The organism is Streptomyces sp. NPDC052396 (genome assembly GCF_044593195.1).
Lineage (GTDB): Bacteria > Actinomycetota > Actinomycetes > Streptomycetales > Streptomycetaceae > Streptomyces.
Genome location: NZ_JBIUAW010000008.1, coordinates 61,116 through 74,278 on the forward strand (window position 1 = coordinate 61,116; position 13,163 = coordinate 74,278).

Genomic DNA, 13,163 nt, shown 5'->3' on the forward strand with positions numbered 1-13,163 from the left:
TGATTTACGGTGTCCGATCCGCGGCAGGTATCCACGGATCGACGCCCCCCGAGCGTACGACGCCCGGCCACATGGTGTCCACGGGGACTTGACAAGGTGTGCCAGCTCACGTTGGTTGCGGTGGGGTGGTGGTACGGAAGGGGGTCCGGCATGACCGGCTGCCACCCGGGGCAGTGGCCCCGGGCGCGACTGGCGCTGGCCGTCGTCTTCGCCGTGCATGGCGCGGTCACCGGTGACTTCGCCACCCGCATTCCCTGGATCCGGGACCATCTGGGCCTGGACAACGGGGAGTTGGGCCTGGCCCTGGCCTTTCCCGCGCTGGGCTCCTTCGCCGCGATGCCACTGGCGGGCCGCATCACCCACCGTCTCGGCTCCCGCACCGCGCTGCGCACGCTGACCGTTCTGTGGTGCGTCTCGCTGGCGCTGCCCGCACCAGCCCCCGGGCTGCCCGCGCTGTGCGGTGCGCTGGCGGTGTACGGGGCCACCTCGGGGATGGCCGATGTGGCGATGAACGCGCTGGGTGTGGAGACCGAGAACCGTCTGGGCCGCTCCATCATGTCCGGGCTGCACGGCATGTGGAGCGCCGGAGCGCTGGCCGGGGCGGCCGCGGGCGCCCTGGCCGCGCACGCGGACCTCGACGCCCGGGTCCATCTGGCGTCGGCGGCCGCCGTGCTCGCCCTGCTGGGCGCGGCCGCCTGCCACTGGGCGCCGGCCCTGCGCACCTCGCCCGGGGAACGTCCGCCGCCGCGCTTCGCACCGCCCCCGCGGTCCGCGCTGGCCATTGGGGCGGTCGGCTTCTGCGCGGTGTTCGCCGAGGGAGCGGGCCTGGACTGGTCGGCCGTCTATCTGCGCGATGTCATCGGCTCCGGCGCCGGGCTGGCGGCCGCCTGCACCACGGCCTTCTCCTGCACCATGGCGGCCGCCCGGTTCGCCGGCGACGCCGCGGTGCGCCGCTTCGGCGCGGTACGGACGGTGCGCGCGGGCGGCGCGCTGGCCACCGCCGGCGGGCTGCTGGTCGTCACCGCGCCGGGCCCGGCACCGGCGGTGGCCGGATTCGCGCTGACCGGTCTGGGCATCGCGGTGGTCGTCCCGCTGGCCTTCGCCGCGGCGGGCCGCAGCGGGCCGGCCCCCAGCCAGGCCATCGCCGGGGTGGCCACCGTCACCTATACCTCGGGCCTGGTCGCTCCCTCGGCCCTTGGGCAGTTGGCCGACGCCACCTCGCTGACCGTCTCCTTCGGCCTGGTGACGGCGCTGACGGTGGGTCTGACCGCCGCCGCGGGTGTGCTGGGGGTGCCCGTACGCCACCCGGCCGGGGAGGCACCGGCACTGCCCGTCCCGGAGGAGTGACCCGGGTGCACGCCATTGACACACCACTGACACGCCACTGCGGGCCGCGTGCCGGGCGAGATGCCCAGGTACGCGGCCCGCGGTGGAAGGGGCTGTTTCAGACGGTGATCGTCGGCTGAATCTCCGGCTTAGTCGAAGATGCCGAACAGGTTGACGCGGTTGACGCTGCTGAAGTGACGGTTGCAGTGGTGACGCCCGCCACCCTCGTGCCCGTGGTCGCAGTCCTCACCACGCCCACGGTCCCAGCCGCCACGGCCACGGTCGCAGTCCTCACCGCGACCGCGCTCCCAGCCGCCATGGCCACGGTCGCAGTCCTCACCGCGACCGCCACCACGGCCCCAGTTTCCACCCCAGTTGCTGAGGCCGCCGCCCCACAGGCCGCCACCCCAGTTACCGCCGCCACCCCAGAGGCCGCCGCCCCCGTGGCAGCCGCCACCGCCCCAGCGGTTGCGGTTGTGGCCGATGCCGAAGAAGTTCCACTCGTTCCAGTCGAACCAGCCTTCGCAGTCCTCATGGCCACCCCAGCGGCGGCCGTGTTCGTGGTCGCAGTCCCGGTCCCGGCCACGGTCCCGGCCGCGGTCGCAGTCACGGTCCCGGCCGCGGTCACGGCCGCGGTCACGGTCCCGGCCGCGGTCGCGACCCCGGTCACGGTCACGGTCCCGGCCGTCATCGCGGCCGTGGTCGTCGTCCCAGCTCACCGTCTGGCCGACGGACGGGGACTGCGGCGCGGCGTGAGCCACCCCGGCGGCCGCCGGCACGATGACGCCAGTAGCAAGGATCGCAGCAGCCGCAGTGCGGCCGACGAGCTTACGCATGTATGTCTCCTGGTTTGCAGGAAATCTGACAACGGACCCATACCGCGTACTGACAGATGATCAGCCTGGAGTCTCGGCCGTACAGCCTTAGGGGGTGGGAATTGGGCCGATCGCAGCAGCGCCCGGCGGAGGACAGGCCGCGCATCCAGGACCGGGTGCGCTCCTGACACGCCCTTAACATGGTCCGGATCATCACATCGAACACATTCAGGAGCGGTCATGGACCTTGGCCTGCGCTGGACCCTGCACGGCGACGGACGCACCCCGGCGCCGGGGGCGGTGGTCCGGCCCGACGAACGGCTGTCCTGGCCGCGCACCATGGGGCTGGGCGCGCAGCATGTGGTGGCCATGTTCGGCGCCTCGTTCGTGGCTCCGGTGCTGATGGGCCTGGACCCCAATCTGGCCATCATGATGTCCGGGGTCGCCACCATCCTCTTCCTGCTGGCCACCCGGGGCCGCATCCCCAGCTATCTGGGCTGCAGCCTCTCCTTCGTCGGTGTGGCGGCCATCATCCGGGCCCAGGGCGGTGGCAGCGCGGCGGTCACCGGCGCCATCTTCGTGGTCGGCGGAGCGCTGCTGCTGAGCGGTCTGGCCGTACGCCGGTTCGGCGCTCGGGTGATCCACGCGGCGATGCCGCCGGTGGTGACCGGTGCGGTGGTGATGCTGATCGGGTTCAACCTGGCGCCGGTCACGGCCACCGTCTACTGGCCGCAGGACCAGTGGACGGCGCTGCTGACCATGCTCTTCACCGGGCTGGCGGTGGTCTGCCTGCGCGGCTTCTGGTCCCGGGTGGCGATCTTCCTGGGGCTGGTCTTCGGCTATGCCCTCTCCTGGATCCAGGACCGGCTCTTCGGCAGGATCCACTCAGTGCACGGGGGTCCCCAGGCGGTGGACCACTGGCGGCTGGACCTCTCCGGCGTGTCCAAGGCCGACTGGATCGGCCTGCCCTCGCTGCACGCCCCCTCCTTCGGCTGGTCGGCCACGCTGGTGGCACTGCCGGTGGTGATCGCCTTGATCGCCGAGAACGCCGGTCATGTCAAGGCGGTGGGCGAGATGACCGGGGACCCGCTGGACGACCAGCTGGGCACCGCGATCTCCGCCGACGGCGCGGCGACCATGCTCTCCACCGCGGTGGGCGGCCCCGCCAACACCACCTACTCCGAGAACATCGGGGTGATGGCGGCCACCCGGGTCTACTCGACGGCCGCCTACTGGGCGGCGGCCGGCTTCGCCCTGCTGTTCGGCGTCTGCCCCAAGTTCGGCGCGGTGGTCGCGGCCGTTCCGGGCGGGGTGCTGGGCGGGATCACGGTGATCCTCTACGGCATGATCGGCCTGCTGGGTGCCCAGATCTGGGTGCACAACAAGGTGGACCTGCGCAATCCGCTCAATCTGGTGCCGGTCGCGGCGGGCATCATCATCGGCATCGGCGGGGTGAGCCTGAAGTTCGGCAAGAACTTCGAGTTGAGCGGGATCGCCCTGGGCACCCTGGTGGTGCTCACCGGCTACCACACACTGCGCGCCCTGGCCCCCGCTCACCTCCGGCAGCAGGAGCCGCTGCTGGACGAGGGAACCAGCGGCTATGACAGCGTCACGGAAGACGAACCCAAGTCGGAGCAGCCGTAAGCCTGTTGCGGCGCTCTCACTCTTTCCGGTAAACCGGGCACCGACTCTCCCCACTCTCCGTGTTCATATGTCACTCTCTGTATATGACGACGACAGCGGGGACCACGGCACCGGGGACAACGGCAGCTGGGACAGCAACGGCAGGGGCGGCGCCACCGGCGGCACCCGCCGGAATCGACCGGGTACTTGACCGGATGCGCGGGCTGGAAGCGGCGTTACCGCCACGGGACGGGGTGGCCGTCTTCAACCGGGTGTATCTGGCGGTCACCGAGGAGGTCGGCCGGCGGGTGACCGCCGGCCGGTTCCAGGACAGGCTGGCCACCACGGAGTTGGATGTGCTCTTCGCCGGGCGCTATCTCATGGCAGTGGACCATGCCACCGCCGGGCAGCCCGCACCGGCCTGCTGGCGGCCGCTGTTCCAGCTGCGCGGCCACCCGGGTGTGCGGCCGGTTCAGTTTGCCCTGGCCGGGATCAACGCCCATATCGGGCATGACCTGCCGCTGGCGCTCGCCGACACCTGCCGGGCCCTGGGGGCCGAACCCCACGATCTGGAGAAGGACTTCGACCGCGTCGGCGAGCTGCTGGTCTGCCTGGAGGAGCGGATCCGGGAAGAACTGATGCCTGGTCAGGAGCTGCTGGATGTGGCCGATCCACTGACCCATCTGCTGGGCTCCTGGACCCTGGAGGCCGCGCGGGGTGCGGCCTGGTCCGCCTTCCGTACGCTCTGGGCCATACGTCATCTGCCCGATCTGGCCCGGGAGTTCGCGGACCGGATCGACGCCGGCGTCGGCCTGGTGGGCCGCTGCCTGCTCACCCCGCTCGGCTGAATCTCCCTCAGTCCTCCGGGAGTTCCACCGGGGCGATCTCGTCGAAGACATCGCCGGGGCCCGGGTTGGTGGCGTCGGTGGCGCCGCCGAAGTGGTGCATCACTCCCCATACCGCGTTCAGTGCGGTCTGCACCGCGCCTTCGGCCCAGCCCGCGGTCCAGGAGATGTCATCGCCGGCCAGGAAGAGGCCACGCTTGTCCTCGGGGAGGCGGTCCTGCATGAAGTGGGTGTACAGGCGGCGCTGGTAGCGGTAGTGGCCGGGCAGGTTCGCCTTGAACGCGCCCATGAAGTAGGGCTCGTTCTCCCAGGAGACGGTGACCGGGTTGCCGATGATGTGCTTGCGGATGTCGACCTTGGGATAGATCTCGCCCAGCGACTTCAGCATCACCTCAAGGCGCTCGTTCGCCGACAGCGGCAGCCACTTGAGGCTGTCGTCGCACCAGGTGTAGGAGAGGCAGATCACGGCGGGCTGGTCCGGCCCGTTGTCCAGCAGATAGGTGCCACGGGTCATCCGGTCGGTGAGCGTCATGCTCATCCGGTCCCGGCCGGTCTCCTCGTCCTTGTCCAGCCAGAACGGCCGGTCCACCGGAACGAACAGCTTGGAGGACTCCATGTAGTGGGTACGCTCGACCGCCGTCCAGTGGTCGATGGGCAGCAGCTCGTCATCGCACTGGATCTTCGAGAGCAGCATCCAGGATTGCGCGGTGAAGACCGCCGTCCGGTAGGTGCGGATGTCCCCGGCGGCATCGGTGACCGTGATGTGGTTGCCCGCCGTGCGGTGCAGCCGGGTGACGGCCGGGCGCGGCTCGCCGCCGTGCAGCGAGGCCAGCGAGGTGCCGTAGGGCCAGTGGACGATCTTCTCCGGCTCGCGCTCCCACAGGCGCTGCGGCAGCTGCTGGCTGCCGCCGACGATGCCGCGGTGGTGGTCGTCCGCCTCGGTGTAGACGACCCGCAGGATCTCCAGGATGGAGTTGGGGAAGTCGGTGTCCCAGCCGCCGGTGCCAAAGCCGACCTGCCCGAAGATCTCGCGGTGCCGGAAGGAGGCGAAGGCGGCCGAGTCGCAGAGAAAGCCATAGAAGGTCTGGTTGTCGAGCTTCTCGACCAGCTTCGCCCAGATCTCCCGGATGCGCGGCACATCGCGCTCCCGCATGGCCCGGTTCATGGCGGAGAAGTCGGCGCCCTCCTCCAGGCAGGCGTTCCAGGCGGCGGCCACATCGCGGTAGACCTGGGGCAGATCGTCGATGCTCTCCGCGTAGTGGGACTCGCCCTTGAGGTCCACCACGGTGGAGGGGGTGCAGGGGGCCAGCGGGTTGGGGAAGGGCTTGGTCTCCAGGCCCACCAGGTCGATGTAGTGCTGGAAGGCGGTGGAGGACGGCGGGAAGCGCATGGCGCCCATCTCGGCCGTCAGGTCGCCCTCACAGCCCTCGAACCCCACGGTGCGCAGCCGTCCGCCGATCTGGTCGGCCTCATAGACGACCGGCTTGAGGCCCATCTTCATCAGCTCATAGGCCGCGATGATGCCGGACAGACCGCCGCCGATCACAGCGACCTCATTGCCGTGCTCGGTGGCGGGTATCTGGCCCAGGCCGGCCGGGTGGGCCAGGAAGTCGTCATAGGCGAAGGGGAAGTCCGGCCCGAACATGGTGATGGGCGGCTCGGCCGGGAGCTGCTCGTCGTGGACGGCGGTGGGCACCGTGGACGTCATCGGCTGGACTCTCCTACTGACGGACTGACAGGGGGTGTTGGGGGTGTGAGCTGCCGGCGGGGTGCTCAGAGGAGCGAGGTGTACAGCTCGGGACGGCGGTCGGTGAGGTAGGTGTTCTCGGCTCGCGAGGTCCTGACCAGTTGTGGGTCGGCGTCGCCCAGAACCAGGTCGGGGCGGTCGGCGGCGGCCCGGGCCCGGACGGTTCCGTCCGGGGCGGCCAGGCAGGACAGTCCGGCGAAGGTGAAGTCGCCTTCCGGTCCGCACCGGTTGGCGTAGGCGATGTAGAGCTGGCTCTCCCAGGCGCGGGCCGGGACGACGGTCTGCGGCACGATCTCATAGGGCCGCATCAGCGCGGTGGGTACCAGCAGTACCTCGGTGCCGGCCAGGGCATGCGCCCGCACCGGCTCCGGGAACTCCACGTCGTAGCAGGTCAGCAGGCCCAGCCGGACGCCGTCCAACTCGGCCTGCACCACTGGGACTTCGCCGGGGGTGAAGTGGGCTGTCTCATAGGCGCCGAAGAGATGGGTCTTGCGGTAGTGGGCCAGCGGTTCGCCGCTCGGGCCGGTCAGGGCGCTGGAGTTGAACAGCCGCTCGCCCTCGCGCTCGGGGTAGCCGTAGCAGATGGCCAGGCCGTGCTCGGCGGCGATGCGGGACACCGCCCGGGCGGAGGGGCCATCGGCTGCTTCGGCGCGGTCGCGGACCTCGGCGCCCAGCGCATAGCCGGTGAGGTAGAGCTCATTGGTGAGCAGCAGCCGGGCTCCGCCCGAGGCGGCACGGCGGGCGGCGTTCTCCAGGGCGTGGAGGCTCTCGGCGGTGGAGGAGGGAACGCCGCTGGGGCCCTGGAACAGTGCGATACGCAGCGGCGTCATAAGTCCTCGTCTTCAACAGGATTTCGTTAAGCGCCTTGACGGTACGGCCGGAAATCGGGGTGCGACAAGGCGCGGATGTTGCGTGGCAGCGGTCGATTCATTGCGCCTTTGGCGGCACTTGCGGCGATTCGTTGCACAGGGGTGCCGCCGGGGGGCCGAGCCGCTCCGCCGCTGGGTGGAGGACGGTCAGCACCCGGGCGGATGTCCGGGGGCGCGGGTGGGCGGGATCTTGGTGGCGGGCCGGATCGACCGCCGGCCCAGCACCCCTTCGAAAGGCTTGTGATGAACCCCTTGTCGCGATTCCGTGTCCGGGCCGCCGCCATCGGCGGTGCCCTGCTGCTCGCCGCCTCGGCGACGGGGTCGGCCGTGGCCTTCGATTCCTCCGGGGACGGAGCCCGGCCGCCGAAGGCACCCAGCCTCACCGGCTCCGCCAAGCTCTACCGGTCCAAGGGGGATGACATCCGCTTCTCCTTTGACGCCCATGGTTTCTACGACCAGGCCAAGGGCAGCTTCCGCTTCAGCCATCGCTTCCCCAATGGCGTACACGGCTTCGCGGAGGGACGGATCGACTGCCTGCTCACCGGTGGCAGGACGGCGGTGGCCACCGGGGTGATCGTCAAGTCCGATGTCCAGGGGGCCAAGGGGGTCCGGGTCGGTTTCACCGTCCAGGACCTCGGTGGGCGCGAGCGGCTCGGCCACAGCTGGACCTCGGCCCAGGACCTGGTGGCCACCAAGAACCTGCCCAAGTGTGTGAGTTCGGCGCCCTATGAGGTGGTGGAGAAGGGGCACATCACGGTGGTGCCGTGGCAGCCCAAGCTGTGAGGCCCGCTAGCGGCGGCCGGGGCCGGCCGGCGAGAGCTGGGCGGCCACCGTCGACAGCGCCTTGGCCAGGACCGTTCGTTCCTCCGCCGACAGCCCGGCCAGCAGAGGTTCCTCCACCGCCGCCAGCGTCCGGCGCATCTCGTCCAGCATCCGGTGGCCGTGCTCGGTCACCCGGAGCACGGCCGTCCTCCCCCGGCCCGAGGGGGAGGTCCGGCTCACCGCGCCGGCCCGCTCCAGCCGGCCCACGGTGGCCTGCATGCTCTGAGCGGTGATCCCGGCCCGCCGGCCCAGTTCGCTGTAGGACAGGCCCGGTTCATGGGCCAGATGTCCCAGGGCGCTCATCAGCCGCAGTGAGTGGCCGTCGCCCGCGGCCTCCAGGGAGCGGTCGGCCTCCTCCCGTACCAACCGGCCCACGCCGATCAGCATCAGCGTCAGTGACAGCCGCTGGTCCTCCGCCAAGTCCGCTCCCCCGCTCCCGTGTCCGTCACCGTCACCGCGGCACACCCGCCATCCGGGCGGCCGCCCTCGGATGCTAGCGTCCTGACGTTTAAGCCGGACTGAAACCAATGGGAGCCATGCGCCATGACCAAGCTCGTGCTCAGCCTCCACGTCCTGGCGGCCATCATCCTGATAGGCCCGGCCACGGTCGCCGCGAGCCTCTTCCCCCGCTATGCCCGCCAGGCGCTGGCCCCCGAGGGCGGGGACTCGGCGGTAGCCGCGGTGCGGGTACTGCACCGGGTCACCCGGGTCTATGCCGGGATCTCGCTGCTCGTGCCCGCCCTCGGCGTGGTCACCGCCCAGCTGATGGGTTCGCTGGGCCAGAGCTGGATGATCGCCTCCATGGCGCTGACCGCGGTCGCCGCGGGCCTGCTGGCCTTCACCGTCTTCAGCCAGGACGCCGTGATGGACGTCCTGGACGAGCACGCCGATGACCAGGCCGCGCGATCGGCCGCCGCGGCCACCCTGCCCCGGCTGGCCATGATCACCGGGCTGTTCTCGCTGGCCTGGGCGGTGGTCACCGTCCTGATGGTCTTCCGCCCCGGCTCCAGCACCGGCGCGTAGCTCCCCGCCCGCGCCGGGCTCAGCCGGCGAGCAGGCCGCGGCCCAGCCAGTCGTCGGCGTCCCGGACACCGGGCAGGGCGAAGAAGTAGCCGCCGCCGGTCGGCGAGATGTAGTCGACCAGCGGCTCGTCCTTCAGCCGCTCCTGGGTGGCCTCGAACTGGCGCTGGACGTCCTGCTGGTAGCAGCAGAAGGCCAGGCCCATGTCGAGGTTGCCGACGTTGTCCACGCCCCGGTCGTAGTTATAGCCGCGGCGCAGGATCCGGGAGTCGTCGGTCTTGGCGGTGCGCGGGTTGGCCATCCGTATATGGGCGTTGAGCGGGATGGCCTGGCCCTTGGGGTCCGCCGAGTAGCGCGGGATATCGGTCTCCTTGGCCCCGTCCAGCGGAGCCCCGGTGTCCTTGCGGCGGCCGAACATCTTCTCCTGTTCGGCCAGCGAGACCCGGTCCCAGAACTCCACCAGCATCCGGATGATGCGGATCACCTGGTAGCTGCCGCCCACCGCCCAGGCCGGCTCGCCCAGTCGCTCGGTGACCCAGACCAGCTGGTCCATCTCCCGCCCGGAGCCGGTGTCCGGGTTGACGATGCCGTCCTTGAAGCCCAGCAGATTGCGCTGGGCGCCGGTCGGGCGCGGCGCGTTCTGGAAGCCGTCCACCCGCCACTTGATCTGCATGGCCCCGCGGGTGTGCCGGGCGATGTCCCGCAGCGCGTGCAGCACCACGTCCTGCCGCGCGGCACAGATCTGCAGCGAGAGGTCGCCGTGACACTCGGCCGCCCGCAGATTGTCGTTGGGGAAGGTGCGCATCGGGGTGAGCTTGCGCGGCTTGGCCTTCTCCAGGCCGAAGCGGCCGTCGAAGAGCGAGGCCCCCACGCCCAGGGTGACGGTCAGCTTCTCGGCCGGGACGGTGGGGCCCAGGATGCCGTTGTCCGCGGGCGGGGCGCCCACGCCCAGGTCCTCCGGGGCTCCGCCGGCGGTCAGCAGGCGGGCCCGCTCGGTGATGGTCCGGAAGAGCTCGGCCAGTTCCTTGCGGTTGTCCGCGATCACATTGAGCGAGACAAAGCTGGCGGCCTCGGGCTGCGGGGTGGTGATGCCCGCCTGGTGGGCACCGTGGAAGGGGACCTTCCCATGGTCTCCGGGCACCTCGCTCTCGGCGGCCTGGGCCGGGGTGCCGGTGACGGTCCGGCCCAGGGCGAAGCCCCCGCCCGCCAGGGCGGCGCCGGCCGCGCCCGCGCCCAGCACCGTCTTGGTGAAGCCCCGGCGTCCTGGAGCGAATCCGCCCGGCGTGAGGTCCGAGTCGGCGGTCATGGCATGGTTCCCTTCGCGGCGGTGCGTCGGCCGTGCGTCAGTCGGCAGGGCGTCAATCGGCGGTGCATCAGGCGGACTTGCGGATTTCCAGGAGGTCGGGCACGGGGGCCAGGTGCTCGAGCAGCTGTCCGGTGGCCCCGTTGAGCCGGGCCCGGGTGCCGGCGTCCAGCTGGTCCACCGGGGTCCACTTGTCGTCGTGGTGCGCGGCGTCCAGCAGCTTCTGCACCCGGGCGATGTCGCCGTCGACCCGGGTGAGCAGGGCCGGGTCGCGCTTGGCGAGCAACGGGCGCAGGACGTCCAGGAGTTCGCGGGTGCCGGTCAGGTTGGCGTCCGCGGTGGCCAGGTTGGTGCCGCTGCCCTCGTCGGTGTCGCCGGTCAGCTCGAACTGGAGGGTGTTCTCCAGGATCTCGTGGGTGCGCAGCGGCAGGTCGCCCGGGTCGAAGTCCTGGGTGGGGAAGGCCTTGCGCAGTCCGTCGGCGTCCTTGGTGAGCTGCTCGGCCGGGCCGCGCAGGTCGTCCGCGGACTGGCCGTGCCACAGCCCGTACTCAAGGCGGTGGAAGCCGGCGAAGTCCTTGTCGCGCTCCGCGTCGGGCAGGCCGTCCTTGCGTCCGTTGATCTTCTGGTCGAAGTCCTGGAAGGTGCCGTAGGCCGCGCCGAGGGAGGAGTAGGTGCGGTGGGCGGTGAGCCAGTCGGCGCGGGCGGCGTCAAGGTCGCCGCCGTGGATGTCGTCGCTGAGCTTCTGGGTCTGCGAAGTGAGCGTGCCCAGGCCCTGGTTGACATAGTTCTTGTAGGCGGCGAGCGGTGCGGCCAGGTCCTCCTCGGAGACCGGGGCCACGGCCTTGACGTTGCCGCCGCCGCTGACCCGCACCGCGGCGGAGGTGACCGCCTTGCCGCCGGTGGGCACACAGCGCCAGGCGTACTGGCCGCCGCCCACGGTGGCCACCAGGTCGCGGGTGGTGCCGGGGGCGAGTCCCTCGATCTCGCCGTAGACCGCGTTGCTGGCCGGGTCGATCAGATAGACCTCGGATGCCTTGTCACCGGTGTTGTGCATCTGGAAGGTCTGCCGGCCGGGCCTGGGGGCGGTGAAGCCCTTGCCGCACTCCTTCTCGGAGACGGCCACGGTCTGGGCTCCGGCGGGCTTGCCGCCGCTGAAGGCGACCACCGCTCCGGCGGCCACGGCGGGCACCGCGACCACGGCGGCGGGGATCACCCAGGCCGGGCGGCGGCGTGCCCGGGCGTCCCCGGCGGGTCCATCGCCCTCGGACTCCGTGGCCCGCTCGGCCTTCGCGGGCTTGGGGGTCTTGGGTGTCTTGGGGGCCGTGGCCCGGACGCCCCGGATGAACAGCGTCATCACCACGGCCAGATAACCGGCGTAGGCGACCACCTGGAGCCAGGTCATGGCCGGGGTGAGGTTGAAGACGCCCTGGACCAGGGTGCTGTACCAGGAGCTCGCGTCGATATGCGGGCTGAGGTCGAAGGCGAAGGCGGTCTTGCCCGGGAGGGTGCCGCCCTCCTGGAGGTCGCGCAGACCGTAGCCCAGTACGCCGGCCGCGATGACGATCAGCACCACACCGGTGGCGGTGAAGAACTTCGACAGGTTGATCTTCAGCACCCGGCGGTACAGGCCCCAGCACAGCCCCGCCGCGATGACCAGTCCAATGCCGGCGCCGGTGAGCGGCCCGGCGGACTCGCCCGCCGCGCGGGCGGTGGTCCACAGGAACAGCGCGGTCTCCAGGCCCTCGCGACCCACGGCCAGGAAGGAGGTGACGATCAGCATGCCGGCGCCCATGGTGAGCGCGCTGGTGACCTTCTCCTTGATCTCACCGGAGAGATTGCGGGCCGAGCGGCGCATCCAGAACACCATGGCCGTGACAAAGGCGACGGCGATGACGCTCAGCGAGCCGCCGAAGGACTCCTGGGCGGTGGTGGAGAGGTTGGCGGCGGTGAAGGTGAGCACCGCGCCAAAGCTCATGGCCAGGGCTATCGCGGCCAGCACGCCCGTCCACACCTGCGGCAGACGGGACTTGGCGTCGGCACGCACCAGGGTGGCGACCAGGATGGAGACGATGAGGCCGGCTTCCAGGCCTTCCCGAAGTCCGATCAGAAAGCTTGGAAAAGCGTCATCCCACATGGTGTCCCTCCCCGCAGCCGTGATGGCGCATGGTCAAGTCCCGTGCCACCGACTGCCGGTCGCCCTGGTTAGCGAAGCCATACCTTAATGAGGTGGACCTTAGTTGTCTACGGAAGCGTAGTCAAAAAATCACATTTGCACTGCTCAGGGAGGTAACGGCTCAGGAGGGTGCGCCCGAACTGAACCGGCGCAGCAGCGGTGACAGCACCAGCACCGACTTGGTGCGCTCCACAAAGGGCTCGCCCGCGATGCGCTCCAGCACCCGCTCGAAGTGCCGCATATCGGAGGCGAAGATCTGGACCAGGGCGTCGGCCTCGCCGGTGACCGTGGAGGCCGACGCCACCTCCGGATAGCGCGAGAGACCCCGGTGGATGGCCTCCGGCGAGGTGTTGCGCCGGCAGTAGAGCTCGATAAAGCCCTCGGTCTCCCAGCCCAGCGCCGCCGGATCCACCCGGACCGTGAAGCCGGTGATGGCACCCTCGGCACGCAGCCGGTCGACGCGCCGCTTGACCGCCGGGGCGGACAGGCCGATCTCCGCGCCGATGTCGGCGTAGGAACGCCTGGCATCCTCGGCCAGGGCGTGGACGATGCGTTCGTCGAGCTCGTTCAGTCGCACGGGGGCGGATCACTTCTCTGCGGAAAACTGCGGTACCGGTGAA

The 13,163-nt window shown here is 70.7% G+C and carries 13 protein-coding genes; 6 read left to right on the forward strand and 7 right to left on the reverse strand.

The window, feature by feature from the left end; translation table 11 throughout:
* The first annotated feature begins 150 nt into the window (after nt 1-150).
* On the forward strand, nt 151-1,347 hold the full coding sequence (locus ACIHFE_RS21720; protein WP_400108840.1) for an MFS transporter: 1,197 nt from the start codon (nt 151-153) through the stop codon (nt 1,345-1,347).
* A 128-nt stretch (nt 1,348-1,475) separates the two neighbouring features.
* Here the strand turns inward: ACIHFE_RS21720 and ACIHFE_RS21725 are convergent, their stop codons facing one another.
* Nucleotides 1,476-2,162 (reverse strand): hypothetical protein, encoded by a 687-nt coding sequence (locus tag ACIHFE_RS21725; protein ID WP_400108841.1) that lies wholly within the window; start codon nt 2,160-2,162, stop codon nt 1,476-1,478.
* Nucleotides 2,163-2,381: 219 nt separating this feature from the next.
* On the opposite strand from ACIHFE_RS21725, the gene ACIHFE_RS21730 reads away from it, so the two are divergent.
* The 3 genes from ACIHFE_RS21730 (at nt 2,382) to ACIHFE_RS21740 (ending at nt 4,612) form a co-directional block, all read left to right on the forward strand.
* Nucleotides 2,382-3,785, forward strand: a complete 1,404-nt coding sequence (locus tag ACIHFE_RS21730) for a uracil-xanthine permease family protein (RefSeq protein ID WP_400108842.1) — start codon at nt 2,382-2,384, stop codon at nt 3,783-3,785.
* Nucleotides 3,786-3,852: 67 nt separating this feature from the next.
* Nucleotides 3,853-3,975, forward strand: coding sequence for a hypothetical protein (locus ACIHFE_RS21735; protein WP_400108843.1), 123 nt, complete (start codon nt 3,853-3,855; stop codon nt 3,973-3,975).
* Nucleotides 3,976-3,979: 4 nt separating this feature from the next.
* A complete protein-coding gene (locus tag ACIHFE_RS21740) occupies nt 3,980-4,612 on the forward strand; it encodes a DUF5995 family protein (RefSeq protein WP_400108844.1) in 633 nt (210 codons plus the stop codon).
* Between the two features lie 7 nt (nt 4,613-4,619).
* Here the strand turns inward: ACIHFE_RS21740 and ACIHFE_RS21745 are convergent, their stop codons facing one another.
* Both ACIHFE_RS21745 and ACIHFE_RS21750 read right to left on the reverse strand, forming a co-directional pair.
* The gene (locus ACIHFE_RS21745) at nt 4,620-6,317 is read right to left on the reverse strand and encodes a flavin monoamine oxidase family protein (RefSeq protein WP_400108845.1); all 1,698 of its coding nucleotides are present in this window, start codon (nt 6,315-6,317) and stop codon (nt 4,620-4,622) included.
* 65 nt (nt 6,318-6,382) lie between these two features.
* Entirely contained in the window at nt 6,383-7,186 is an 804-nt protein-coding gene (locus ACIHFE_RS21750) for a carbon-nitrogen hydrolase family protein (RefSeq protein WP_400108846.1), read from the reverse strand.
* 282 nt (nt 7,187-7,468) lie between these two features.
* Here ACIHFE_RS21750 and ACIHFE_RS21755 point away from each other — a divergent pair, with 282 nt between their 5' ends.
* On the forward strand, nt 7,469-8,008 hold the full coding sequence (locus tag ACIHFE_RS21755) for a hypothetical protein (RefSeq protein WP_400108847.1): 540 nt from the start codon (nt 7,469-7,471) through the stop codon (nt 8,006-8,008).
* Nucleotides 8,009-8,014: 6 nt separating this feature from the next.
* Here ACIHFE_RS21755 and ACIHFE_RS21760 read toward each other — a convergent pair whose 3' ends face one another.
* Entirely contained in the window at nt 8,015-8,467 is a 453-nt protein-coding gene (locus ACIHFE_RS21760) for a MarR family winged helix-turn-helix transcriptional regulator (protein WP_400108848.1), read from the reverse strand.
* Between the two features lie 123 nt (nt 8,468-8,590).
* Between ACIHFE_RS21760 and ACIHFE_RS21765 the strand changes: the two genes are divergently transcribed.
* Nucleotides 8,591-9,070, forward strand: a complete 480-nt coding sequence (locus tag ACIHFE_RS21765; protein ID WP_400108849.1) for a DUF2269 family protein — start codon at nt 8,591-8,593, stop codon at nt 9,068-9,070.
* A 19-nt stretch (nt 9,071-9,089) separates the two neighbouring features.
* On the opposite strand, the gene efeB is transcribed toward ACIHFE_RS21765, so the two are convergent.
* The 3 genes from efeB to ACIHFE_RS21780 all read right to left on the reverse strand — a co-directional run bounded on the left by efeB (nt 9,090) and on the right by ACIHFE_RS21780 (nt 13,120).
* Nucleotides 9,090-10,373, reverse strand: a complete 1,284-nt coding sequence (efeB, locus tag ACIHFE_RS21770) for an iron uptake transporter deferrochelatase/peroxidase subunit (RefSeq protein ID WP_400108850.1) — start codon at nt 10,371-10,373, stop codon at nt 9,090-9,092.
* A 67-nt stretch (nt 10,374-10,440) separates the two neighbouring features.
* Nucleotides 10,441-12,504, reverse strand: coding sequence for an iron uptake transporter permease EfeU (gene efeU, locus ACIHFE_RS21775; RefSeq protein ID WP_400108851.1), 2,064 nt, complete (start codon nt 12,502-12,504; stop codon nt 10,441-10,443).
* Nucleotides 12,505-12,664: 160 nt separating this feature from the next.
* Nucleotides 12,665-13,120: an Lrp/AsnC family transcriptional regulator gene (locus ACIHFE_RS21780; protein ID WP_109278803.1), complete on the reverse strand. Its 456-nt coding sequence runs from the start codon at nt 13,118-13,120 to the stop codon at nt 12,665-12,667.
* Nucleotides 13,121-13,163 lie beyond the last annotated feature (43 nt).